General features: G+C 70.6%; 15 protein-coding genes. 9 read left to right on the forward strand and 6 right to left on the reverse strand.

Features of this window, described 5'->3' with window-relative positions; all coding sequences use genetic code 11:
• Positions 1 to 332: 332 nt before the first annotated feature.
• Positions 333 to 4,085, reverse strand: a complete 3,753-nt coding sequence (locus tag AB0395_RS16015) for a PQQ-dependent sugar dehydrogenase (RefSeq protein WP_366281167.1) — start codon at positions 4,083 to 4,085, stop codon at positions 333 to 335.
• 214 nt (positions 4,086 to 4,299) lie between these two features.
• Positions 4,300 to 9,057 (reverse strand): ATP-dependent helicase, encoded by a 4,758-nt coding sequence (locus AB0395_RS16020; protein WP_366281168.1) that lies wholly within the window; start codon positions 9,055 to 9,057, stop codon positions 4,300 to 4,302.
• Positions 9,058 to 9,412: 355 nt separating this feature from the next.
• Between AB0395_RS16020 and AB0395_RS16025 the strand changes: the two genes are divergently transcribed.
• The 4 genes from AB0395_RS16025 to AB0395_RS16040 all read left to right on the forward strand — a co-directional run bounded on the left by AB0395_RS16025 (position 9,413) and on the right by AB0395_RS16040 (position 12,641).
• Positions 9,413 to 9,901, forward strand: coding sequence for a VOC family protein (locus AB0395_RS16025; RefSeq protein WP_366281170.1), 489 nt, complete (start codon positions 9,413 to 9,415; stop codon positions 9,899 to 9,901).
• 48 nt (positions 9,902 to 9,949) lie between these two features.
• Entirely contained in the window at positions 9,950 to 10,144 is a 195-nt protein-coding gene (locus AB0395_RS16030) for a DUF3046 domain-containing protein (protein WP_366281172.1), read from the forward strand.
• A gap of 773 nt (positions 10,145 to 10,917) precedes the next feature.
• Entirely contained in the window at positions 10,918 to 11,640 is a 723-nt protein-coding gene (locus AB0395_RS16035; protein WP_366281173.1) for a response regulator transcription factor, read from the forward strand.
• A gap of 80 nt (positions 11,641 to 11,720) precedes the next feature.
• Positions 11,721 to 12,641, forward strand: a complete 921-nt coding sequence (locus AB0395_RS16040; protein WP_366281375.1) for a DMT family transporter — start codon at positions 11,721 to 11,723, stop codon at positions 12,639 to 12,641.
• Here the strand turns inward: AB0395_RS16040 and AB0395_RS16045 are convergent.
• From AB0395_RS16045 to AB0395_RS16055, 3 genes are read right to left on the reverse strand one after another with little or no spacing between them, the layout of a single operon-like run.
• Entirely contained in the window at positions 12,582 to 14,012 is a 1,431-nt protein-coding gene (locus AB0395_RS16045; protein ID WP_366281175.1) for a cation:proton antiporter, read from the reverse strand. The genes AB0395_RS16040 and AB0395_RS16045 overlap by 60 nt on opposite strands.
• Entirely contained in the window at positions 14,009 to 15,478 is a 1,470-nt protein-coding gene (locus AB0395_RS16050; RefSeq protein ID WP_366281177.1) for an amino acid adenylation domain-containing protein, read from the reverse strand. The genes AB0395_RS16045 and AB0395_RS16050 overlap by 4 nt, the downstream gene beginning before the upstream one ends.
• The gene (locus AB0395_RS16055) at positions 15,475 to 16,602 is read right to left on the reverse strand and encodes an acyl-CoA dehydrogenase family protein (protein ID WP_366281179.1); all 1,128 of its coding nucleotides are present in this window, start codon (positions 16,600 to 16,602) and stop codon (positions 15,475 to 15,477) included. The genes AB0395_RS16050 and AB0395_RS16055 overlap by 4 nt, the downstream gene beginning before the upstream one ends.
• A 303-nt stretch (positions 16,603 to 16,905) precedes the next feature.
• On the opposite strand from AB0395_RS16055, the gene AB0395_RS16060 reads away from it, so the two are divergent.
• The 5 genes from AB0395_RS16060 to AB0395_RS16080 are packed head-to-tail and all read left to right on the forward strand — an operon-like array spanning position 16,906 to position 21,357.
• The gene (locus AB0395_RS16060) at positions 16,906 to 17,160 is read left to right on the forward strand and encodes an acyl carrier protein (protein ID WP_366281180.1); all 255 of its coding nucleotides are present in this window, start codon (positions 16,906 to 16,908) and stop codon (positions 17,158 to 17,160) included.
• A 48-nt stretch (positions 17,161 to 17,208) separates the two neighbouring features.
• The gene (locus AB0395_RS16065) at positions 17,209 to 18,552 is read left to right on the forward strand and encodes an NAD(P)/FAD-dependent oxidoreductase (RefSeq protein ID WP_366281182.1); all 1,344 of its coding nucleotides are present in this window, start codon (positions 17,209 to 17,211) and stop codon (positions 18,550 to 18,552) included.
• Positions 18,553 to 18,589: 37 nt separating this feature from the next.
• The gene (locus tag AB0395_RS16070; RefSeq protein ID WP_366281183.1) at positions 18,590 to 19,951 is read left to right on the forward strand and encodes a TrpB-like pyridoxal phosphate-dependent enzyme; all 1,362 of its coding nucleotides are present in this window, start codon (positions 18,590 to 18,592) and stop codon (positions 19,949 to 19,951) included.
• A gap of 1 nt (position 19,952) precedes the next feature.
• Positions 19,953 to 20,945: an amidohydrolase family protein gene (locus AB0395_RS16075; protein ID WP_366281184.1), complete on the forward strand. Its 993-nt coding sequence runs from the start codon at positions 19,953 to 19,955 to the stop codon at positions 20,943 to 20,945.
• Positions 20,929 to 21,357 carry a MaoC/PaaZ C-terminal domain-containing protein gene (locus AB0395_RS16080; protein ID WP_366281186.1) on the forward strand — a complete coding sequence of 143 codons (429 nt, stop codon included), beginning with the start codon at positions 20,929 to 20,931 and terminating at the stop codon, positions 21,355 to 21,357. The genes AB0395_RS16075 and AB0395_RS16080 overlap by 17 nt, the downstream gene beginning before the upstream one ends.
• 75 nt (positions 21,358 to 21,432) lie before the next feature.
• Here the strand turns inward: AB0395_RS16080 and AB0395_RS16085 are convergent, their stop codons facing one another.
• Positions 21,433 to 22,908, reverse strand: coding sequence for a PLP-dependent aminotransferase family protein (locus AB0395_RS16085; protein ID WP_366281188.1), 1,476 nt, complete (start codon positions 22,906 to 22,908; stop codon positions 21,433 to 21,435).
• Positions 22,909 to 22,974 lie beyond the last annotated feature (66 nt).

The raw sequence follows: 22,974 nt of genomic DNA on the forward strand, positions 1-22,974 counted from the left end.
GTAGTACTGACGTGGGCTCGACCGACCCCCGGGGGCGCGGGGCGGGGGCGGCCGTTCGGTGGGACCGGGGCGGCACTATGGGCGCGCGGCCGTTCTGCTGAGCGGGTTTCCCCGGCCGGTTCTCCGCGGGCGAGGTAGCGGAGGGCCACAACCCTGATATAGGGATAAATGGCATTAAACAGGATTGGGGCATCATTTATCGCGAGGAAGAGGTGTTAAGGGTCTTTGGGGGCCGGGTTTTCGCCGACCGATACCTCTCTTCTCGTGATGGGCGACTCCTTTCCGGTAACGCGCACGATCTCGGAGGACCTCCGGAGAAGTCCTGGCCGGTCTTACTCGTAAACCACGGTGTTCCTTCCCGGTCCGCCGTTGAAGACGTCCTCGCCGCGCCTGCCGTGCAGGGTGTCGTCGCCCGCCCCGCCGTTGAGGTCGTCGCGCCCCGGCCCGCCGTACAGGACATCGTTGCCGCCCTCGCCCAGCAGCGTGTCGTTGCCCTCGCCGCCGCAGACCACATCGTCGCCGCCGAGGCCGCGCACGGTGTCTCTGCCGGCCAGCCCGACGATCACGTCAGGTCCGGTGGTGCCGCGCAGCACGTCGTCACGGGCCGTGCCGGTCACGGTGGCCGTACGGCCCGCGCACGCCGCGGTACCGGTGACCGTCAGGCCACGGATCCGACCGAAGTTGTCGAAGGAGCCGAAGCCGATCCGCCCCGAGCCGAAGGTCTTGTCCGTCGCCGTCATCAGCGGGACCGCCGAGTCGTTCATGTAGACCGCGATCTCGCCGGTGGACGCGCAGTGCCGGATCCGAACCTTGTGCCACTCCGCGTCGGTCACCGCGGGGGGAGGGCCGTGTGTGCCGTCCCAATGGCCGTCGATGCGCCGCCGGTCGGCGTTGTTCACGACGAAGATGCCGTTGTGCACCTCTATCTCGTTGCTCTGTGACAGGTGGACGTAGTAGTACTCCGTGTCAGAGCGGTAGCCGAAGACCATGACCACGTCCCGCTCGTCGATGTCCACGTCCTCGTCCAGCCTGATCTCGGCGTCGATCTGCACCGAGGCGAACTCGGGCCCCGTCTTCAGCGTGGCGAACTCGAACGGGCGGCGCGGCCCCGGCGGTTCGGTGCCGGGCTCGGTCAAGATCACCTCGTCGCCGGGGAAGCGCCACTTGCCGGGTGTGCGGGGCGCCCAGTCGGACTGGGCCATCACGTTGCCGACCGCGACGGTGCCGACGGCGCAGTCGGCGTGCTGCGGGGGCCGGGTGACCCGCCAGATCTTGCCGTTGGCCTTGGCCAGGACGAACAACTCGCCGCTGCCGTCGATACCGAGGCGGAGGTCGACACGGTCGCTGCCCGAGAGCTGGTCCATCGTCGTCTTCTGCCCGGCGGCGTCGAACAGCGTCAGCTCCTTGACCGTCGCGAGCCCGCCGCCCCTGACCATCTCCCCGACCTCGGAGTAGAAGATCCTGCCGCTGACAATGTCGCCGTAGACGTACTTCCCGGTCAGCTCGGGCACAGCCCGGCCCCGGTAGACGAAGCCGCCGACCAGCGCGTTGCCGGTGTCGTGGTCGTAGCTGATCACCGGGTAGGTGTAGCCGTGCCCGGCGTCGTCCGCGGGCAGCGGGTAGACATGGGTCGGGTCGGACTTCTTGAACAGGAAGCCGCCCTCGCGCTCGTTCCAGCCGAAGTTGTCGCCCGCCCTCGCCTCGTAGACCGAGTCGATGTTGACCTCGCCGATCATGCCGATGTACATCTTGCCGGTCGCCGGGTCCCAGCTGAACCGGTGTGGGTTGCGCAGGCCGTAGACGTAGATCTCGCCGAGCGCGCCCGGTTTGCCGGTGAACGGGTTGCCGGGCGGCACGCCGTACCCGCCGCCGTGTCCGTTGGTGCCCGCCGGGTCGATGCGCAGGATTTTGCCGTGCGGCGTCCCCAGGTTCTGCGGGCCCGTGCTGAACTCCGGCGTGATCTCGCCGTCGCCCATGGCGACGTAGAGCAGGGTGCGTTCCGGGTCGCCCGCCTTGGCGGTCGGGTTGAAGCCGATCTGCTGGACATTGTGCAGGAAGGTGCTGAACCCGATCCGCAGCACCTCGCGTCTCGTCCCCGAGAAGACGTTCGCCGCCGGGTCGGTCGCGGTCCACTCGGTGATCACGCTGTGCACGGAGGTGTCGTCGGGGTAGGGCAGGTCGGGCGTGTGCGCCCGCAGTGCGGGACCCGCCTCGGAGTGCACGGTGTAGAACGTGCCGTTGGTGGCGAAGTCGGGATGGAAGGCGACGAAGCCGAAGCCGGTGCCCAGGTTGGGGCTGGACTGGAAGTCGGGGAAGGCCGCCGCGACGTCGAGGAACAGCGCGGGGGTGCCGTTCGTGACGAGGTACATCTTGCCGTTGAGGTCGGGCACGTAGAGCCGTCCGGAGCCGTCCGGGATCTCCCCGATGTAGTTGATCCGGGTCCTGGGCACGCTCTGGCTGCTGGCGGGGATGGTGGTGAACTCCCGCAGGGTGACGCCGAGGCCGGTGACCACGGGAGTGCCGGGCAGCGGGTCGGGAAGCGGCAGCCCGCTGGTGTCCGCGACGCCGCAGGCGTCGGCGCGCCCGCCGGGCACCCGCAGGTTCACGCCGCCGGTGTCGACCGCGATGTCGTCGTAGTAGAGGGCGGTGTCGCTACGGGCCTCGTTGATCACGGCGAACCGGTCCAGTGCCTCCGTGGTGCCGTTGCGGAAGCCGAACCGCTTCTCCGCGTCCGCGGGCAGCCGGGTGGTCACCGCGTACGGGCCGCCCCTGCTGTACATCGTGAAGGTGCCGGTGGCGTTGTCCGCGACCAGCCACACGCACTGCCAGCTGTTCGCCGTCCAGGTGCCCGAGGGGGAGAAGCCCCCCGCGTCGCGGGCGTCCAGCGTGTCGGAGCTCTGGTTGTGCGCCTGGACCTCGAAGTCGTCGAGCGAGTACGGCTCGTCCACGTCGGTCAGACCGACACTGGTGCCGACCTCGCCCGCCCGGTGGAAGCGGAAGAACAGGGTGCCGCTGGTGCCCGGCGCGATCGCGGGGACCGCCCGGAACGCCTCCCGGTTTCCGCCGGTTATCCGGATCGCCTGGTTCTTCGGGTCCCTCGGATCGGGGGAGACGGTCACCGCCCCGCCGTAGGTCGTCCAGCCGTCCTGGCCGTCCAGCGCACCGGGGGCGTAGTCCTCCAGGTCGAGAACCTTGTCGAAGGCGGGGGTCGGGTCGTCGAGGGTCGTGCCGTCCGGGTCGAGGTGGATGTTGTCGATGTAGGAGACCCCGCGCGGCGGGTCCTGCGGGTCGTTCAGGTGCAGGAAGGTGACCAGCGGGGCCGAGCCGCCGGTCCTGAAGGCAAAGGTGTCCCGGCCGTCGGCGGTGATCGGGACCGGCTGGGCGCCCGGCGCGGCGACGCGCACCTGATAGGTGTCGGCCGCGGTGTCGACCACGGCCCAGATCCGGTAGATCACGCCGGAGGCGAGGGTGACGTTGCCCGCGACCCGGTCCCGGTCGCCGTCCCGCAAGACCAGGCCCTGCTCGTTGACCCGGACCTGGACGGCGTAGTCGTCCAGATCCAGTTCGTCGCCGGTGGTGTCGAAGCCGAGGCCCGGCGACGCGTCGGCGCTCAGGCCCATGCTGACGTCGGTCTTGGCCGGGTCGTCGGCGGCGAACTCCCAGAAGAGGGTGCCGGTCGCGCCCTCCGCGATCGCCAGGTCGTCCAGGGCGGCGTAGGCGTTGCCCCGGTATTGGATCGGCTGGGCTCCGATGTCCAGCTTGTTGATCAGCGTCTTGCCGGAGAAACCCGCGGGCACCGCGTCGCCCGCCAGGGCTCCGTCGGCGGCTCCGGGCGTGTTGACATGCCAGGTGCCCTGTGAGCGCAGGCTGCCGTTGGCGTAGTCGTCGAAGGTGGTCAGGGCACAGAGCGCGGGACAGGGGGGTGCGGCCGCGACGGCCTGGGGGGTTGCGACCAGGGTCAACCCCATACCGGTTACCAGGGCGAGCGCGGGGGCCAGCAGACGGCGCGGGAAGCCGGGCACCGGTAGCCGGCGCGGGGAGACGGACGCCAGAAGCCGGCGCAGGGCGGTGGTCAGGGCGGGCATACGGATCCTTCTCGGAGGGGGAGCGATCCATGAGCGCTTACAAGAGCGTTTACCTTCGTCCTGTGCCAGATGTTAATCCTGGAGCCAAAGGTGTCAACGACGCGGCCCGCCTCCGCCCCGCCCGCCCATGACCGAAAACACCAGGTCACACACCACTCGGGCCGCCGCCGTGACCGCAACCCCCATCGGAGCGCGCGGCGGGGACCCGGGACCGTCAATGGGCGCGCAGGCGTAGCCCCCTGGGGGTCGGGTGGAATCCGGCGGACTCCAGGGCGGCTCCCAGCGGGGAGTCGTTGATGGCGGCGCCGTCCGCGCGTTCAACGGTCAGCTTGCCCAGCGCGCCGTCGCGTACGGCCAGCGCGAGGGCGTCGACGGCGGGCTGGAGGCTGTCGCCGTCGGTGAAGGACAGCAGGGTTCTGCCGCCGCGCTCCACATAGAGGATCAGGTGCCCGTCCACCAGCACCACCAGGGAACCCGCCTTCCTGCCGGGTTTGTGGGACACCTCACCCGGATGGGCGGCCCAGGGCAGGGCGGCGCCGTACGGGTTGGCCGGGTCGGTCGCCGCCAGGACCACCGCCCGCCGCGCGCCCTCGCCCGGCGGGCGGGCGTTCCACGGGTCGTTCGCCGGGCGCGCGTTCCATGGGTCGCTCGCCGGGCGGGCGGTCTCTGGTGCCGCCGGGGTCGCGCGCATCCGGTCGACCGCGCCCGGCAGCGCGAACTGCGCTCCGCCCAGGCCCTCGACGAAATAGCCCCTGCGGCACCGGCCGCTCTCCTCGAAGGCGCGCAGCACCGGGTAGACCGCGGCGAACCCGCCGGGCAGCCGCTCCGCGGCGACCGCGCCGCGGGTGACCACGCCGTGCCGCTCCAGCAGGACCTCCGCCTGGGCGTGTGCCCGCTGGGTCGCGTCCTGCGAGGGGGCGGGCAGCGGCCACCAGCGCCCGCCGACGGTCGGTGGCCCGCTCCGCGTGGGCAGGACCGCGCGCCGCCTGCGCGTGGGCGCCCTGCGGTGCGCAGGGCGCCCGGTGCCTAGTGTGGCGCGCAGCGGCGCGAGCGTGTCACCGGTGACCCGTCCTGCCCACACCAGATCCCACAGCGCGGCGGCGAGCAGGCCGTCGTCCGGGACCGAGCCCGGCATGAGGGAGCCGACGCGGCCTGACAGGTCGCGGAAGAACAACGCGCCCCCGCCGCCAAGGACCTCGAGCACCCGCTCGTGCACCGGGGTCATGGTGATCTCCACGGGATCGGGCATCAGCAGCGGGGCGGTGTCCGCGAAGTACAGTGCCATCCAGCCGTCCCCGCCGGGCAGCGACCCCTGCCCCGCCCAGACGACCTCGCCCGACGCCGTCAGCTCGTCCAGCAGCGAGGGGTCGTATCCGGGCACCCGCGAGGGCAGGATCAACGTCTCCAGCGCGGAGGCGGGCACCGCGGCCCCCTGCAGCTGCTCGATCGCGCCGACCAGTGCGTCGAGGGGCGGCCTGCCCCGCTGGGGGCTGCCGGTGATGCCGTGCCACGCGGGGGCGAAGGCGGCCAGGGTCTCGGGGGTGACCGGCTCGACCTCCTTGCGGAGCCTGGCCAGCGACCTGCGGCGCAGCATCCGCAGCACCCCGCTGTCGCACCACTCCTCCCCCCGGCCCCCCGGCCTGAACTCCCCGCTCACCACCCGCCCGGAGACGGCCAGGCGGCGCAGCGCGTCGGTGACGACCGCGGGGCCCAGCCCGAACCTGGCGGCCGCCGTGCCCGCGGAGAACGGGGCGCGGGTGCGGGCGTGCCTGGCGACGAGGTCACCAAGCGGATCCTCGACCGGTTCGAGGAACGCGTGCGGCACCCCGACCGGCAGTGGCACGCCGAGCGCGTCACGCAGCCGGGCGGCGTCCTCGATCGCCGCCCACTGCTCCTGACCGGCGATCCGCACCCTGATCGCCCGCCGGGCGGCCTCAAGCTCGGTCAGCCAGGCGGGGTCGCCCTCGCGCAGGCTCACGTCCGCCACGACCAGGGGACCGTGTGAGCGGAGCAGGTCGGCCAGGTCCTCGGCGCCGCGCAGCGGCCGGTCGAGTCGGGCCAGCTCCCGCTCGGTGTCGGCGATCACGTCGGGGTCGAGCAGCTCGCGCAGGTCAGCCTGGCCGAGCAACTCGGCCAGCAGGCTCGTGTCGAGGGCGAGCGCCTGCGCGCGACGCTCCGCCAGGGGCGCGTCCCCTTCGTACATGAACGCGCCGACGTAGTTGAACAGCAGCGACGCCGCGAACGGCGACGCCTGCCCGGTCTCGACCTCGACGAGCCGCACCCGCCGCGCCGAGATGTCACGCATGAGCCGGACCAGCCCGGGGACGTCGAACACGTCCTGTAGGCACTCGCGCATCGTCTCCAGCACGACGGGGAACGAGCCGTATCCGCCCGCCACGTTGAGCAGGTGCGAGGCCCGCTGCCGCTGCTGCCACAGCGGGGTGCGCTTGCCCGGGGTGCGCCGGGGCAGCAGCAGCGACCGCCCCGCGCACTCCCGGAACCGCGCGGCGAACAGCGCGGAGCCGCCCAGCTCCTCCGTGACGATCTGCTCGATCTCGTCGGCGTCGAAGATCGCGATGTCCGAAGGGGGGCCGGAGAGCGTGTCGGGGACCCGCAGCACGATCCCGTCGTCGGAGTGCACCGCCTGCACGTCGACGCCGTAGCGCTCCCGTAGCCGCCGCCCGATCGCCAGGGCCCACGGCGCGTGCACCCTGGCTCCGTACGGCGAGTGCACCACGACCCGCCAGTCGCCCAGCTCGTCGTGGAACCGCTCGACCAGCAATGTCCGGTCGTCCGGCACGTATCCGGTCGCCTCCCGCTGCTCGGCCAGGTAGGACAGCAGGTTCGCCGCGGCGAACCCGTCGAGCCCGGCCGCCCTGATCCGCTCCAGCGCACCCTCGCGCGCCGAGCCGTTCCCCTCGTCCGGGACTGCCTTCGCTCCCTCGCCCGCCGCCCCGCCCCGCCCGCCGGAACCCGTTTTCGCGCTCGAGCTCGCCCGCGAGTCCGCGCCCGCGCCGGACATCTCGCGCAGGAACGCGCCGATCGCCCTGCCGAGCTCGGCGGGGCGCCCCGCGCTGTCGCCGTGCCAGAACGGCAGTTTGCCCGGCTGCCCCGGGGCGGGGGACACCAGCACCCGGTCGGCCGTGATGTCCTCGATCCGCCACGAGGTCGCGCCCAGCACGAACACGTCCCCGGCACGCGACTCGTAGACCATCTCCTCGTCCAACTCGCCCACCCGGGAGGCCTTCTCCCCGACCAGGAACACGCCGAACAGCCCGCGGTCGGGGATCGTGCCGCCGTTGGTCACCGCCAGCCGCTGGGCGCCGGGGCGCCCGCTCAGGACGCCCGTGACCCGGTCCCACACGATGCGCGGGCGCAGCTCGGCGAACTCCTCGCTGGGGTAGCGCCCCGCGAGCATGTCGAGCGTCGCCTCCAGCGCGCTGCGGGGCAGCCCGTGGTACGGCGCGGCACGCCGTACCAGGGTCTCCAGGTCGTCGACCGTCCACTCGTCGAGCGCGGTCATCGCCACGATCTGCTGGGCCAGCACGTCGAGCGGGTTGCGTGGATAACGGAGCTCCTCGATCTCCCCGCTCCGCATCCGCTCGGCGACCACGGCCGTCTGGATCAGGTCGCCGCGGTACTTGGGGAAGATCACGCCACGCGAGATCGCCCCCACCTGGTGACCGGCCCTGCCGATCCGTTGCAGTCCGCTCGCCACGCTCGGCGGCGATCCGACACAGGCGACCAGGTCGACCGAGCCCATGTCGATGCCGAGCTCCAGGCTGGAGGTCGCGACGACCGCGGGCAGCCGTCCGGACTTCAGCGCCTCCTCGATCTGGGAGCGCTCCTGTTTCGAGACCGATCCGTGGTGAGCCCGCACGATCTCGGGGACCGCCCCCTTCGACGCGCCGGCCTGCGCCATCATCGCGGCCGGGGTCGACAGGGAGGCGGCGGGCACAGACGGGGGCGACCCAGGTTGCCCGGTGTCGCCGGGCCGCCGCTCCCAGGCCAGCTCGTTGAGACGGGTGCACAGCCGTTCGGCCAGCCGCCGTGAGTTGGCGAACACGATCGTCGAGCGATGCTCCCCGATCAGGTCGAACAGCCGCTCCTCGACGTGTGGCCAGATGGACCGCTTGGCCGGGGGCTCGGTCAGCCACCGGTCCTCGTCATCGGGTCCCGCGGGCCGTACCGGGGCGTCGAGCTCGGTCATGTCCTCGATCGGCACGACCACCTCGACCTCGATCACCTTCTCCGAGGGCGGCTGGACCACCACGGCGGGCCTGAGGCCGCCGAGGAAGGCGGCGACCTCGCTGACCGGGCGCACGGTCGCCGACAGGCCGATGCGCTGGGCGGCCCTGGGGAGCAGGCCGTCGAGCCGTTCCAGGCTGAGGGCCAGGTGCGCGCCGCGTTTCGTGGCCGCAACCGCGTGCACCTCGTCGACGATGACGGTCTCCACGCCGCGCAGGGCCTCCCGGGCCTGACTGGTCAGCAGCAGGAACAGCGACTCGGGGGTCGTGATGAGGATGTCCGACGGCTTCGCCGCGAAGCGCCGCCGTTCCTGCGCCGAGGTGTCGCCGGAGCGGATCGCCACCGAGATCTCCGGCACCGGCAGCCCGAGCCGCCGCGCGGTCTGCTTCAGCCCGGCCAGTGGTGCCCTGAGGTTGCGCTCGACGTCCACCGCCAGCGCCTTGAGCGGGGAGACGTAGAGAACGCGGCACGGGCTCGCGGCGGAGGCGGCCGTCGAGGTTGTGCGTTCCGCGGCCAGCCGGTCGAGTGACCACAGGAACGCGGCGAGTGTCTTGCCCGACCCGGTGGGCGCGACCACGAGGGTGTTGTCCCCCCGGGCGATCGACGCCCACGCCCCCTCCTGGGCGGCGGTCGGGGCGGAGAAGGCCCCGGCGAACCACTCCCTGGTCACGGGGGTGAAATGGCCGAGCACCCCGCCCGCGGGATCGGTGTTCGCTTCGCGCACGGCTCGCCCCCTCGTCCTCCCGGTCCGGCCGTCCGGCCCGGTCCACCGCTCCATAGTGCACGGCCCCACCGACAGAATCCGCCTCCCGCCCGCGCCCCACAGCAGGAGGAAAGATCGCCATAAGTCGTCTTTAATATGCTTTGCCTCCTTTAGTGCCTTTGTCTGCCGTGAAGATCTGTTGCCTTGTCACCCGGTTCCGCTGAGGCGCAGGCGCGGCACCGGCGGGATACGGGGGCGGTGAGAGGACGGCGGCGAAAACCTCACACGCGGCGAAGTGCCCAGGAAAGGTTCATCCGCCGATAAGACGGAGATAGATCTCAAATGAGCACCCGACCCAGTGAACGGTGAGCCAGCGATGAGCATCGACCATCCGGCCGTCGAGGCGGCACGTGAACGGATCAAGGCGGAGCATCTGAGGGAGCACCGCCCGCCGAGCAGTGCGAGAGGCCTGCACCACTTCGCACTCGTCTGCTCGGACGTCGAGACCACGATCGCCTTTTACCAGGACCTCTTGGAGTTCCCCCTCACCGAGATCTTCGAGAACCGCGACTACCGGGGGTCGAACCACTTCTTCTTCGACATCGGCAACGGCAACCTGCTGGCCTTCTTCGACTTTCCCGGGCTGGATGTCGGCCCCTACCGGGAGGTGCTCGGCGGGCTTCACCACATCGCCATCTCGGTCGACCCGTCGACCTGGGAGCGGCTCCGCGGCAAGCTGGAGGCGGCGGGCATTCCGCACCAGATCGAGAGCGGCGCCTCCATCTACTTCCGCGACCCCGACGGCGCTCGCCTCGAACTGCTCGCCGACCCCCTCGGCGAGATGTACGGCTCGCGCGTCCTTTGACCGGCCCTCTCCGGGATTCGTGCCCGGAGAAGGGACCATACTTGGAGGATGCGCCTGTCGGAGTTCTGGAGCCGGATGAAACTGCACTTTGGTGATGTCTACGCCGAGTCGTGGGCCCGCGACTACGTCATCGCCGACCTGGGAGGGCGCACCGTGAACCAGGCGCTCGCCGACGGCTTCGCGGCCAAGGACGTCTGGCGGGCCGTGTGCGGGGTGTCCGACGTCGCCGCCCCGCTGCGCTGACGTCCTCCCGGCTCCACCTCCTCCGCCTCCTGTGGCTCTCCGCCTCTCCGGTGCCCTTTTCTGCCGATCCGGGGCTTCCTGCTGCGTTCCCCTTACCCGGCGCCGGTTTCCTCTCCTGCTCCGGCCTGTGGTGCGAAACGCCGCCGGATACGGACATCCCTTTCCCGTCCTCGATCTTGAATTCCGTTCGGGAGAGGGTTGGCCGGTTGTGGCCATTTCCCGATGCGCTGTCACCTAGCTGTGTAAACCTGCGAGTAGTGTCTGTCGCCCCGCCGTGCGGGAGAACTCTCCTCGTCACTCCGCGCCGAATTCGGTATGGTACGCCCCGTTGATCGACTTTTCCGGTACGGCTGTCACCTGGCCGAATACTGTTCCGGTCGCAAATAGCGAGGGTTAAGTAACAAAAATTGGTAGATACATTACGGTCCCGCTGTTGTATACCCAAGGTATGAGCATCCGGATAGTGGAGGTCTGTCCGCTACGTCTCGTGTCAACCGCGAGCCGATTCGCCCCATGACCCCTTATCCGCTCGCCAGGGGCGGGCTCGTCGTGGAGACGCCTCAGTCGCGACAGGCGCCCCGGAGACCGTCGTGCGCGCCTCCACCGGCTCTCGCCGGTGGAGGTGAGGGCGGTGCCGGCCCTCGGGGGCGGCGGCCGTACCTCCTGAGCCGGACCTTTCGTGATCTCATGACGGCTCGCACGCGGGTTTCGGCCGCCGACGAGCCGGACGTAAACCTCCACCGCCGCGATTTCCCCGGTCAGACACGATGGCGATGAAGAGTGCCGCACAGAAGAAGACGGTCCTGCTGGCCGAGAGTCGCACGCTTCTCCGGATCGGCCTGAGGGAGATCCTCCACGAGGCCGGTGACATGGCGGTCACCGGTGAGACGACCGACTCCGCGGACACGATCCGCAGCATCCGCGACCTCTCTCCCGAGGTCGTCGTGATGGGGCCGCTCACCGACTGCGCCGACTCCGTCGAGGCGACGAGGAAGATCGCCGCGGAGCTCCCATGCGGGCCGCCCCGGTTTCTCGCGCTCGTCGACGCCTGGGACGCCCGGGTCTTCGACATGACCGAGCCGGAGGTCGGGGGGCTGCTGTTCACGAACGCGTCCGCGGAGGAGCTTCGCGCCGCGATCCGGATGCTGTCGGCCGGATACTCCTTTCTCGCCCCCGAGGTGTACCAGAGGGCCGTCCGGGCCGCCGCAGGCCCGAGGACGCCGCCGGTGACCGACATGACCAGCAGGGAACTTGACGTGCTGCGCCTGCTCGCCCGTGGCTACACCAACGCGGAGATCTCCAGGGACCTCTCGCTCAGCGAGAGCACCGTCAAGTCCCACGTCCAGAACGTGCTGCACAAAAAGCACCTGCGGAACCGGGCGGGCGCGGTGATCTACGCCTATGAGACGGGCCTGATGAAGGTGGGCGAGAACCTCCCTCACCTGTCCCGCAGGACATATCCGGAGGAAGAACGCAACAGAGCGGCCAACGCGTAGCGGCGAGCCGGTGTCAGTCCACTTACCCGCCCATTGGTACTTTCGCAAGATCGCTTCGCTTGCCACGATGGCACTCCGTGATGTCCATACAGGGCAAGGCCGACCGGCGGCGCGGCATGATCGGTGCGGCGACCGCGATGTTCTGCGTCGGCACGCTGACAGGGGTCTCTCCCGCGCTTCACGCCTACCCGGTGTACGGCGGGCAGGCGGTGCGCTACGCCGTCGGCGCCGTCCTGCTGTTCGCCGTCGCGAAGGCCAGGCGGCTACCGCCGGTCAGGCTGACCCGGCGCGAACTCCTCCTCGTCGTGCTCCTGGCCCTGGTCGGGCTCGCGGCGTTCAACGTGTTCATCGTCGAATCGACCCGTTACGCCGATCCCGCGATGGTCGGCACGATCGTGGCCACGGTTCCCATCGTCTTCGCGGTGGCCACACCGCTCATGGAGGGCAGGAGACCGACCCCCCACGTCGTGGTCGCCGCGGTCGTGGTCGCGATGGGGGCGGCCGTCACGATCGGCCTGGGCGGCGCGACGCTGGTCGGGGTGCTGCTCGCGCTCGGCGCGCTCGGCGGCGAGGTGGGGTTCTCGCTGCTGGCGATCCCGCTGCTGCCGAAGCTCGGCGCGGTCAGGGTCGCCGCCTATTCGGCCGCCGCGGCGGTGCCGCTGCTCCTGATCACCGGAGCCCTCGTCGACGGGCCACGGATGCTGAGGGCGCCCTCGCCCTCCGAGGCGGCGGCACTGGGCTACCTGGCCGTCGTGGTGACCGCGTTCGCGTTCTTCTGCTGGTACGACGCGCTGCCCCGCCTCGGTGCCGAGCGCGCGGGCCTGTTCTCCGGCTTCCTGCCGCTCGGCACCATCGTCGCCGCGCTCGTGCTGGGGACCGGCCATCCCGGCTGGCCCGAGTTCCTCGGGGCCGCCCTGGTCGTCGCAGGCCTGTTGCTCGGGCTACAGCCCGCGCCCGCTCCGGTCCCGGTGGGACGTCACACGGTCGAGCAAGCCGAGTAGCGGGGCCGTCGCCGCCGTGGTCACCAGCGCCATGAGGACCAGGACGACGAACAGCCTGTCGCTGAGCAGTCCCAGGGCCAGCCCGAGGTTGAGCACCACCAGCTCGGTGAGGCCGCGGGCGTTGAGGAGCACCCCGAGTGTCGCCGAGTCCGGCCAGCTCAGCCCGGACGCGCGGGCCATCAGCATCGGCCCCGTCAGCTTGCCCAGCATCGCGACCACGATGACGAGCGCGGTGACGCCGAGCAGCGTCGTGTCGAACCCGCTGCGCCAGATGTCGGTGCGGAGGCCGGTGCCCACGAAGAAGAACGGCAGTAGCAGGACGCCCGAGACGGAGTTGATCCGCTCGGTCAGCCGGGTGAGGGAACCGGCCGGGCAGCACAGGCCGTAGAGGAAGGCGCCGAAGATCGCGTGGATCCCGATCGCCGAGGTCGCGGCGGCCGACACCAGGAGACCCGCGAGCAGCACCAGGAGGCGCATCTCCTCGCGGCCTTCGAGCGCGGCGAAGACCCGGGTCAGCCAGGGGCGTGCCAGCCACGTCATGGCGGCGCCGTACACGATCACGAGCGTCACGGTGAGCACGGCCCTGGCCGGGGTGTCCCGGCCCGCGACGGCGGTCATGGCGGCGATCAGGCACCACGCGACCACGTCGGCGATCGCGGCGCACAGCATGCTCAGCCTCCCCAGCAGGGTGCGGAGCATGCCCCTTTCCGCCAGGATGCGGGCCAGCACGGGGAAGGCGGTGATCGACAGGGCGGAGCCGAGGAACATCGCGAAGACCACCGGGCTGGCCTGAGGCCCGGCCCAGTCGCGGTACAGCAGGATCGCCAGGAGCGCGCCGCCGAGGAAGGGGCCGGCGATCCCCGCGTGCGCGATCGCCGTGGCGACCCTGCCCTGTCCCTTCAACGAGGTCTGCCGGGTCTCCTGGCCGACGACGAACATCAGGGCGATCAGCCCGAGATCGGCGAGGCCCTGCAGGACGGGGCGCAGCTCGACGGGGAAGAGCCAGGAGCCGGCTCCGGGCACGAGCGCGCCGAGCACCGAGGGCCCCAGGCAGAGACCGGCGAAGATCTCCCCGACGACCTGCGGCTGTCCGAGGCGTTTCGCCAGCCGCCCGAAGAGCCTGGCGGCCAGGATGACCACGGCGATCGAGACGAAAAGCTGGACGCTGTGGTCGGCCGGTCCGGAACCGGTCGGCGTCCCGCGGCCGGGCCTCGCGGACGTGCCCATCGCCACCAGCAGCCCGAGGGCCGCCAGGGCGGGCACCGCCGCGGTGAGGACGTACAGGACGACGGTGACGCCGCGGTTCGTGGCCGGGGCGGGCTCCGGTGGCCGGGAGCCGACCTCGACCGTGTCCGTGGACACCGGTGTCATCGCACCTCCGCGGTGAGCAGGCGACGGTGGACCTTGCCGTTCGGGGTGCGGGGCAGCGCGTCCACGTACCGGACGACATCGACGATCATGTGACGGGGCAGCGCGGCCGCGCAGTGGCGCTTGACCTCCAGCAGGTTCGGGCGCTCCTCGCCCGAGGGCACCGCGTAGGCGACCAGCCTGGCGTCGATCCCGCTGCCGGTCAGCACCACGGCCGCGTCGCTGATGGCGGGATGCGCCTGCAGCACCGACTCGATCTCGCCGATCTCGACGCGGTGTCCTCTGACCTTGATCTGACCGTCGCGCCTGCCGAGGAATCGGTAGTCGCCGTCGTCCTGCAGGACGACCCGGTCACCCGTGGCGTACGGCCTGCCGCCCTGCGGCGGGTGGCCCCAGTACCCCAGCATCACCGTCGGCCCATCGACGATCAGCTCGCCCTCCTCACCGGGGCCTGCGACGCCCCCGTCCTCCCTGACCGCCCACACCCGGTCGCCGGAGCAGGCCCGTCCGATCGGAACGGGCGCGGTCCTGTCCTCCGGCAGCACGGTGACCTCGTGGAAGGTGCACACGTTGGTCTCGGTGGGACCGTACAGGTTCAGGAAGCGCACTTCGGGGAGATGCTCACGGAGCGTGCGCAGGTGTGTCACCGGATACGGCTCGCCGGCGAACAGCAGCGCGCGCAGGTCGGCGGGGCGGGTGTCGAGCAGGCCGCCGTCGCGGGCCATCAGGATCAGCGCGGAGGGCACCGAGTACCACACCGTGATCCGCCGGTCGAGGAGGAAATCGACCAGCAGGCGTGGCGCGTAGGCCGTCTCCTGAGGGATCAGGTGCACCGACGCCCCAGCGCGGAAGGCCACGTACAGGTCCAGGACGGACAGGTCGAAATGGAAGGGGGCGTGGTTGGCGAACCGGTCGGCGGGGGTCGCCTCAAGCTCGGCGGCGGCCCAGTCGACGAAGGCGAGCGCGTTGCGGTGCGAGAGGCACACCCCCTTCGGCACACCGGTCGAGCCCGAGGTGTAGAGGATGTAGGCGAGATCGTCGGCCGCCCCACCCGGGTCGGGCGGCGGCTCGGCGGGCGGGGCGTCCACTGGGCCGTCGGCGCGCAGACCGGGGACACCGACCCCGTGCCGCTCCAGTGTCCGCAGGCGCTCCTGCGAGGCGACGACGGCACGGGGCGCGCAGTCCCGCACGAGGTGGACGGCCCGGTCGGCCGGGCTGAGCGGGTCGACGGGCACGTACGCGGCCCCCAGGCGCAGCACCGCCTGCATGGCGACGACCGCCCGCGCCGACTTGTCGAGCCAGAGCGCGACGCGGTCGCCCCGCCGTACGCCGATCCCGGCCAGCGCGCGTGCCAGACGGTCGGCCTCCGCGTCCAGCTCGCCGTAGCTCAGTGTGCCGTCCGCGCCGACGACGGCGGTTGCCGCGGGGGTACGGCGGGCGCTCTCACGAACGAGATCGTGCAGTCTCATAATCCCAGCTCCTTGGCGATCTGCTCAAGCTGGATCTCGGACGTCCCGGAGAAGACGGTCGAGGGCAGCGCGTCCCTGAGCTCGCGCTCGACGCCGGTCTCCGTGCGGACGCCCGCCCCGGCGAAGATCTGCACGGCGTCGAGACCGGCCTGCACCGCGCCCTCGCTGACCGCGAGCTTGGCCATCGCGACGTCCAGCACGGCGTGCTCGCCCCGGTCGAGCCGCCAGCATGCCTGCCACAGCAGCAGACGCGCCGCCTCAAGGCGGAGCCGCAGCCGCGCGACGCGGTGGGACACCGCCTGGTTGTCGGAGATGCGGCGACCGAACTGCCGGCGTTCCCGCGCGTGGTCGACGCAGCGCTCCAGCAGCAGTTCCGTCCTGCCCAGATAGCCCGCGAACAGGCAGGTGCGCTCCCAGCGCATCGAGGACTGGAAGATCGCCGCGCCCTGCCCCTCCCTGCCGAGACGGTTGCCCGCGGGGACGCGGCACCCGTCGAGCCGGACCACGGCGGCGGGGACGCTGTCCAGCCCGACTTTGCTGAACGGCTCGCCGACGGTCAGCCCCTGAGTGTCCCGCGAAACGGCGAACGCGCTCACCCCGAGGTGGCCGAAGGCCGGGTCGGTCGAGGCGTAGACGGTGAAGACGTCCGCGATCGGAGCGTTGCTCACGAAGGACTTGGTCCCGGTGATGACGTAGTCGTCGCCGTCCCGCACCGCGCGCGTCGTCATCGCCGTGACGTCGGAGCCCGCGCCCTCCTCGGTGATCGCGTTGGCGCCGATCAGCTCGCCGGAGCACAGCCCGGGGAGCGTCCCGTCCCGCAGTTCCGCGCCGCCGTGCTCGGCGATGGGCATCGCGCAGGCGAACAGGTGCGCCATGGTGGCGAACACCAGTCCCATGTCCGGGCAGCCCCTGCCGAACGCCTCGACGGTCCTGGCCGTGCTCAGGAAGCCGAGCCCGCCGCCGCCGTGCTCGACGGGGACGGAAAGGCCTGTCAGCCCGAGCCCCGCGCACCGTTTCCAGTCCTCACGGGTGAGGAATCCGTCTTCGATGACCGGCCATGTACGTGTCTTTTCCCGGACCAGCTCGTATCGCTCCCGCTGGTCGGGATCCCAGGCGAAATCCACAGTCGGAAGCTTAGGATCGGCCGCTTTCCACTGTCCTCATCCTTCCAGCGGAAGCCGTACTCCGCCGTTCTGCCCCGAACACCGGAAAACGCCTGGAAGGCGCTTCGTCCGTCATCACTTCCACCCCCTACCAAAGGATGAGCCGTCCGATCGACCGAGGGGCAGGCGAAGGGTGAAGTTCAGTATTTGTCATGAGGACAGTCAGACTGCGGGCTTCGTAGTCTCATGCCGGTGGCCGTGCCCACGGCGACGGCCACGGCGGCGTGACCGCCCGGTGGGTCACCCATAAGACGGGAGCGGCAAATGAACGAGTCGGAGGTCGCCGACGTACTCCGGAAATACCTGGAGGAGAGAATCCTCGACGCTTCGGACGTCGAGATCGAACTGGACACCCCGCTGCTCGAATGGGGAATTCTCAATTCGCTCACGACAACCCGGCTCGTGGGCTTCATCAGGGAACAGTTCGGAATTGAGATTCCCGTCGAGGAAATGGTGGGCGGGAACTTCAAGGACCTGCTGAGCATCAGCAGGCTCGTCGTCGGGCTCGGCGTCGAGTGAGCGTGCCCCGGTGTGTCCGTGAGCGTGTCTACGAGGGGAAGAGCAATCATGTCCGACGTTGACTTCGACATCGCGATCATCGGAGGCGGTCCCGCGGGATCCACGATCGCCTCCTACCTGTCACAGGCCGGCCTGTCCTGTGTGGTGTTCGAGAGCGCGATCTTCCCGCGCGAGCACGTGGGGGAGTCCCTGATACCCGCGACGACTCCCGTGCTGTCCGACATCGGCGCGCTGGCGAAGATCGAGGCGGCGGGCTTCCCCAAGAAGTACGGCGCCGCGTGGACCTCGGCGGCCGAGACGAAGATCCCCACGCTGGGCTTCGACCTCTCCCACGGCTTCAGGGCGGCCGAGATCGAGTTCAGCGAGCGTGACCAGGCCGGGGTGAACCAGGACTACACCTACCACGTGGACCGGGGCCTGTTCGACCTGATCCTGCTGCAGCACGCGGAGTCGCTCGGAGCCAAGGTCTACGAGGGAATCCGGGTGCGGCGGGTCGACTTCTCCGAGCCGGACCCCAGGGTGTTCTTCACCATAGGCCGCAGGGAGACGGACGTGCGGGTGCGGATGGTGGTCGACGCCAGCGGGCGCAACACCTTCCTCGGCAGGCAGCTCAAGCTCAAGGTCTCCGACCCGGTGTTCAACCAGTACGCGGTCCACACCTGGTTCGACGGGCTCGACCGCACGGCGCTCTCGGTGAACAAGGAGCAGGCCGACTTCATCTTCATTCACTTCCTGCCCATCACGGACACCTGGGTGTGGCAGATCCCCATCACCGACACGGTCACCAGCGTCGGCGTCGTCACCCAGAAGAAGCACTTCAGCGAGGCCGGGGCCGACTGGGAGACGTTCTTCTGGAAGTGCGTCGAGAGCCGTCCCGAGCTGGCCGAGGCGCTGCGCGCGAGCAAGCAGGTCCGGCCGTTCAAACCGGAGGGCGACTACAGCTATGCGATGCGGGAGATCTGCGGCGACAGCTGGCTGATGATCGGCGACGCGGCGCGTTTCGTCGACCCGATCTTCTCCAGCGGTGTCAGCGTCGCGATGAACGGCGGCAGGATCGCCTCCTACGACATCCTCGCGGCGGCGGAGAGGGGTGACTTCACCAAGCCCTCCTTCGCCAATTACGAGGGCAAGCTACGCAACGCCGTGAGTAACTGGTACGAGTTCATCTCCATCTACTACCGGCTCAACATCCTGTTCACGGCGTTCGTCGCCGACCCCAGATACCGCCTGGACGTTCTGAAGATGCTGCAGGGCGATGTCTACGACGGTGGCGAGCCCGCGGCGCTGACCAAGATGCGTGAGATCACCCGCCAGGTCGAACAGAATCCCGACCACCTCTGGCACAAGCACCTCGGCACGCTGCGCGCCCCCAGCGCCGCACCGCAGTTCTGAACGCACCGCTGTTCCAAACGGAAGGACCGGGAAATCCGTGAAGAAGTTCATCCTGGCGGAGAACGACCTGCCGCAGCAGTGGTACAACATCCTCCCCGACCTGCCCGCCCCGCTGCCGCCGTACCTCAACCCCGTTACCCACGAGCCGCTGCGCCCCGAGGACCTCGCGCCGCTGCTGCCGCAGGCGGTGATCGAGCAGGAGTTCTCCCCGGAGCGCTGGATCGACATTCCCGAGCAGGTCCGGGACATCTACCGGATGTGGCGGCCGAGCCCGCTCGTGCGCGCCGACCGCCTGGAGAAGGCGCTCGACACCCCGGCGAAGATCTACTACAAGTACGAGGGCGTCTCGCCCGCGGGCTCGCACAAGCCCAACACCGCGATCCCGCAGGTCTACTACAACGCCAAAGAGGGCGTGCGGCGGGTGACGACGGAGACCGGAGCGGGCCAGTGGGGCTCCGCCCTGTCCTTCGCGGGCAGCCTGTTCGACGTCGCCGTCACGGTCTACATGGTGCGGGCGTCCTACCACCAGAAGCCCTACCGCCGCTCGCTCATGCAGACCTGGGGAGGGGAGGTGTTCGCCTCCCCGACCGAACGCACCCAGGCGGGCCGCGACATCCTCGCCAAGGACCCCGACTCGCCAGGCAGCCTCGGCATCGCCATCAGCGAGGCCGTCGAGGACGCCCTGGCCCACGACGACACCAAGTTCGCGCTCGGCTCCGCGATGAACCACGTGGTGCTGCACCAGACCGTCATCGGCCTCGAGGCCAAGCGCCAGCTCGAACTCGCGGGAGACTACCCCGACGTCGTGGTCGGGTGCGTCGGCGGAGGCTCCAACTTCTCCGGGCTGGTGTTCCCCTTCATGGCCGACCGGCTCTCCGGGGAACGCCCGGGGACCCGGTTCGTCGCGGCGGAGCCGACCGCGTGCCCGACCCTCACCCGCGGCGCCTACACCTACGACTACCCCGACACGGCGGGACTCGGCCCGCTGCTGCCCATGCGCACCGTCGGCCACGGCTTCATGCCCGCGCCCATCCACGCGGGTGGGCTGCGCTTCCACGGGGACGCCCCGACGCTGTGCGCGCTCCACGAGCAGGGATACATCGAGGCGCGCGCCTACGACCAGAGCGAGGTGTTCGCCGAGGCCGTGCGGTTCGCCAGGCACGAGGGGTTCGTCATGGCGCCCGAGTCCTCGCACGCCCTGCGCGGCGCCGTGCAGGAGGCGCTCGTGGCGAAGGAGGAGGGACGGGAACGCACGATCCTGTTCGGCCTGTCCGGGCACGGGCACTTCGACCTGGGAGCCTTCGACGCCTACCTGGCGGGTCAGCTGGAGGACTACTCGATCCCCCAGGCCCAGCTGGACGAGGCGTTGAGCCAGCTCCCCAAGATCGCGCGGATCTGAGATGGACGGCGGTTGGATCGACGTCCACCACCACAGCTACCACCCGCCGCTGATCACCGAGCTGCGCCGGAGAGGGGTGACGCACATGGCCCCCGGCGTCCCCCTCCCCGAGTGGACGGTCACCGACTCCCTCAGGGTCATGGACGCCAACGGCGTCCAGGCGGCGATCCTGTCCATACTGCTGCCCGATGCGGCGTTCGACGAGGGCGCGGCGTCGCTGGTCCGGCAGGCCAACGAGTGGTCGGCCGATCTGGTGCGGAGCTTCCCCGGCAGGTTCGGCGCCCTCGCCGTCCTCCCCCTGCCGGACGTCGAGGCGACCCTGGCGGAGATCGACCACGCGTTCGACGTGCTCGGCCTCGACGGCGTCGTCATGAGCGCCAGCCTCGCGGACGGCCGCTACCTGGGCGACCCGGCGTTCGCGGCGGTCTTCGACGAGCTCAACCGGCGCGGGGCCGTGGTCTTCGTCCACCCGAACCCCGCCTACCGGTGTGACTGCGCCGGAGGGCCCGGGTTCACGGCCAAGGTCCCGCCACCGCTCGTCGACTTCGTCATGGACACCACCAGGGCGGTCGCCGACCTGCTCTTCGGCGGCACCCTCGGACGCTGCCACGACATCAAGTTCATCCTCGCCCACGCGGGCGGCACCGTGCCGTTCCTGGCGTGGCGCCTTGAGCTGGCGGCGACCTGGGTGCTGCCCGAGGCGGGGGAGGTCGACGTCGCGGCCGAGCTGCGACGGCTGTACTACGAGACGGCCCAGGCCGCCTCACCCGCGACCCTCGCCTGCCTGAGGGAGGTGACCGCGGGGGAGAACATCCTGTTCGGCACGGACTTCCCGTTCATGAAGGACGCGGTCGTCTCGGCAACCCTGGGGCACCTCGCCGGAATCGCCGACCTCGACTTCAGAGGCAACATCCTCGCCCTCTTCCCCCGGCTCGCGGACCGGCTCGAAAAGGCAGGCCTGGGGAGAGAGGTCGCGGATGTCGCGCGCCTTTGAGGACTTCAGCATCGGGGACGTCTACGAGCTGGGCAGTCAGAAGGTCACCCACGAGGAGATCGTGCAGTTCGCCCGGATGTACGACCCCCAGCCCCGTCACCTCGACCACGAAGACCTCATCGCCAGCGGCTGGCACGTCACGGCGATGTTCATGAGGCTCTACGCGGAGGAGGTCCTGCTGCACGCCGCCGCCGAGGTCTCGCCGGGTGTCGACGAGCTGCGGTGGCTGCGGCCGGTCAGGCCGGGAGACATCCTCACGGGCAGGGTGACGGTCGTCGGGGTCGCGGCCTCCCTGTCCAGGCCGGACTGCGGGATCCTCCAGCAGCGCGGGGAGTTCTTCGACGAGCAAGACCGGCCGGTCATGCGGGTCATGCTGTACGGGCTGATGCGCAGAAAGGAAGGTCTGTCATAGGGCCCGTGCGGGTCGCGTGAGCCGTACGGCCCGCGCGACCCGCACGGTTCTCCGGCTTCCGAGACTTCATATGACTCAAACGACGACTCGTACGGCGGGGGCGGGGCCGTGCCGCTCGATCTCCGCCCAGGCCCGGGCGAGCCGGTGGACGAGCTCGTCGAGGGTCTCAGGGGCGAAGGTGAAGGGCAGCCTGATGTGGTTGCCGTGCCCCCCATCCGGGTCCATCATGCTGCCCGGCACCACGTCGACGCCGTGCCGTACGGCGACCTGGGCGAACGCCATGGCGTCGACCCCGGGCAACTCGACCCACAGGGCGCCGCCTCCGTCAGGGCGCCGCCAGCGCCAGCTCGGCAGCCGCTCGCGCAGCAGCCCGTCGATGTGGTCGAGCTGCCTGCCGAGCTCCTTCGCCCGTGACGCGAGGATCCGGTCGAGCCGGGGCAGGAGCTTGGCCGCGAGCGCCTGGTCGAGCACCGGGCTGCCGATGTCGGCGAGGACCTTGCGGCGGGCCAGGCGCTGCACGATCTCGGCGGGGCCGCGAACCCATCCGATGCGCAGGCCGCCCCAGACGGCCTTGGCGAGTGAGCCCAGCGACAGCATCTCCGTGCCGGGCGGCGCGTAGGCCGCGAGCGGCGCGGGCACGGCCCCCGACTCCGGGTGGTAGGTCATGTAGGCGTTGTCCTCCAGAACCGGCACCTCGTGCTCGACCGCGAGCTCGGCGATCCTGCGCCTGCGCGCCGCCGACATGAGCACCCCGGTCGGGTTGTGATAGGTCGGCATCAGGTAGAGCAGCGCGGGCTTCCGCTCGCGCAGCATGGCGCTGACCGCCCGGACCTCGGGGCCCTCCTCGTCGAGCGGCACGGTCGCCAGACGCGCTCCCGCGGCGCGGAACACATCCAGGCAGCCGGGCCAGTTGGGTGACTCGACGAGCACGGTCGCCCCCTGGCTGACGTACAGCTCGGTCACCAGCACGAGGCCCTGGTGCGCGCCCGTCGTCACCATGATCTCGTCGTGCGCGGTCGGCAGCCCGGTCCTGGTCAGGTGGTTCGCGACCGCCTCACGCAGGGCGGGCAGGCCTGAGGGGTGGTAGCCGGGGCCCGCCAGCAGCTCGTCCAGGTCGTCGCGGACCAGCTCGCGCAGCGCGACGGCGAGTTCGGGCGCCGCCCCTCCCGCGGCCACCGCGATGGAGATCAGCTCGCCGGGGCCGTCGATCAGCCGTTGGAAGATCGTCATGGCGGTGCCTCCGGGCACCCGCCCGTCGGTCGTCGGCCGCCGGACCTTGACGTCCGACGCGATCCTGGTTCCGCTGCCCTGACGGCTCACCAGCAGGCCGGTGCCTCGCAACTCCTCGTAGGCCGCGACCACGGTCGCCCTGCTCACCTGGAGCGCCTCGGCCAGCCCGCGCTCCGAGGGCAACCGGTCGTCGGGGAGCAGCGCGCCGTCCTGGACGGCTCTATCCAGCGCGTCCGCCAGCTTGCGATAGAGGGGGCCGCGGCCCGACGCCCAATCACCAAGGAGCGCGACGACATCACGTTCGGTAGAAATCCGATCCATTCGACCCTCTACTGGATCTGGCCACTTGTTTTAAGGATGTCAAGAATGGATGCCATGGGCAATGGA

The sequence above is a fragment of the Streptosporangium sp. NPDC051023 genome, from assembly GCF_040689595.1.
GTDB lineage: Bacteria > Actinomycetota > Actinomycetes > Streptosporangiales > Streptosporangiaceae > Streptosporangium.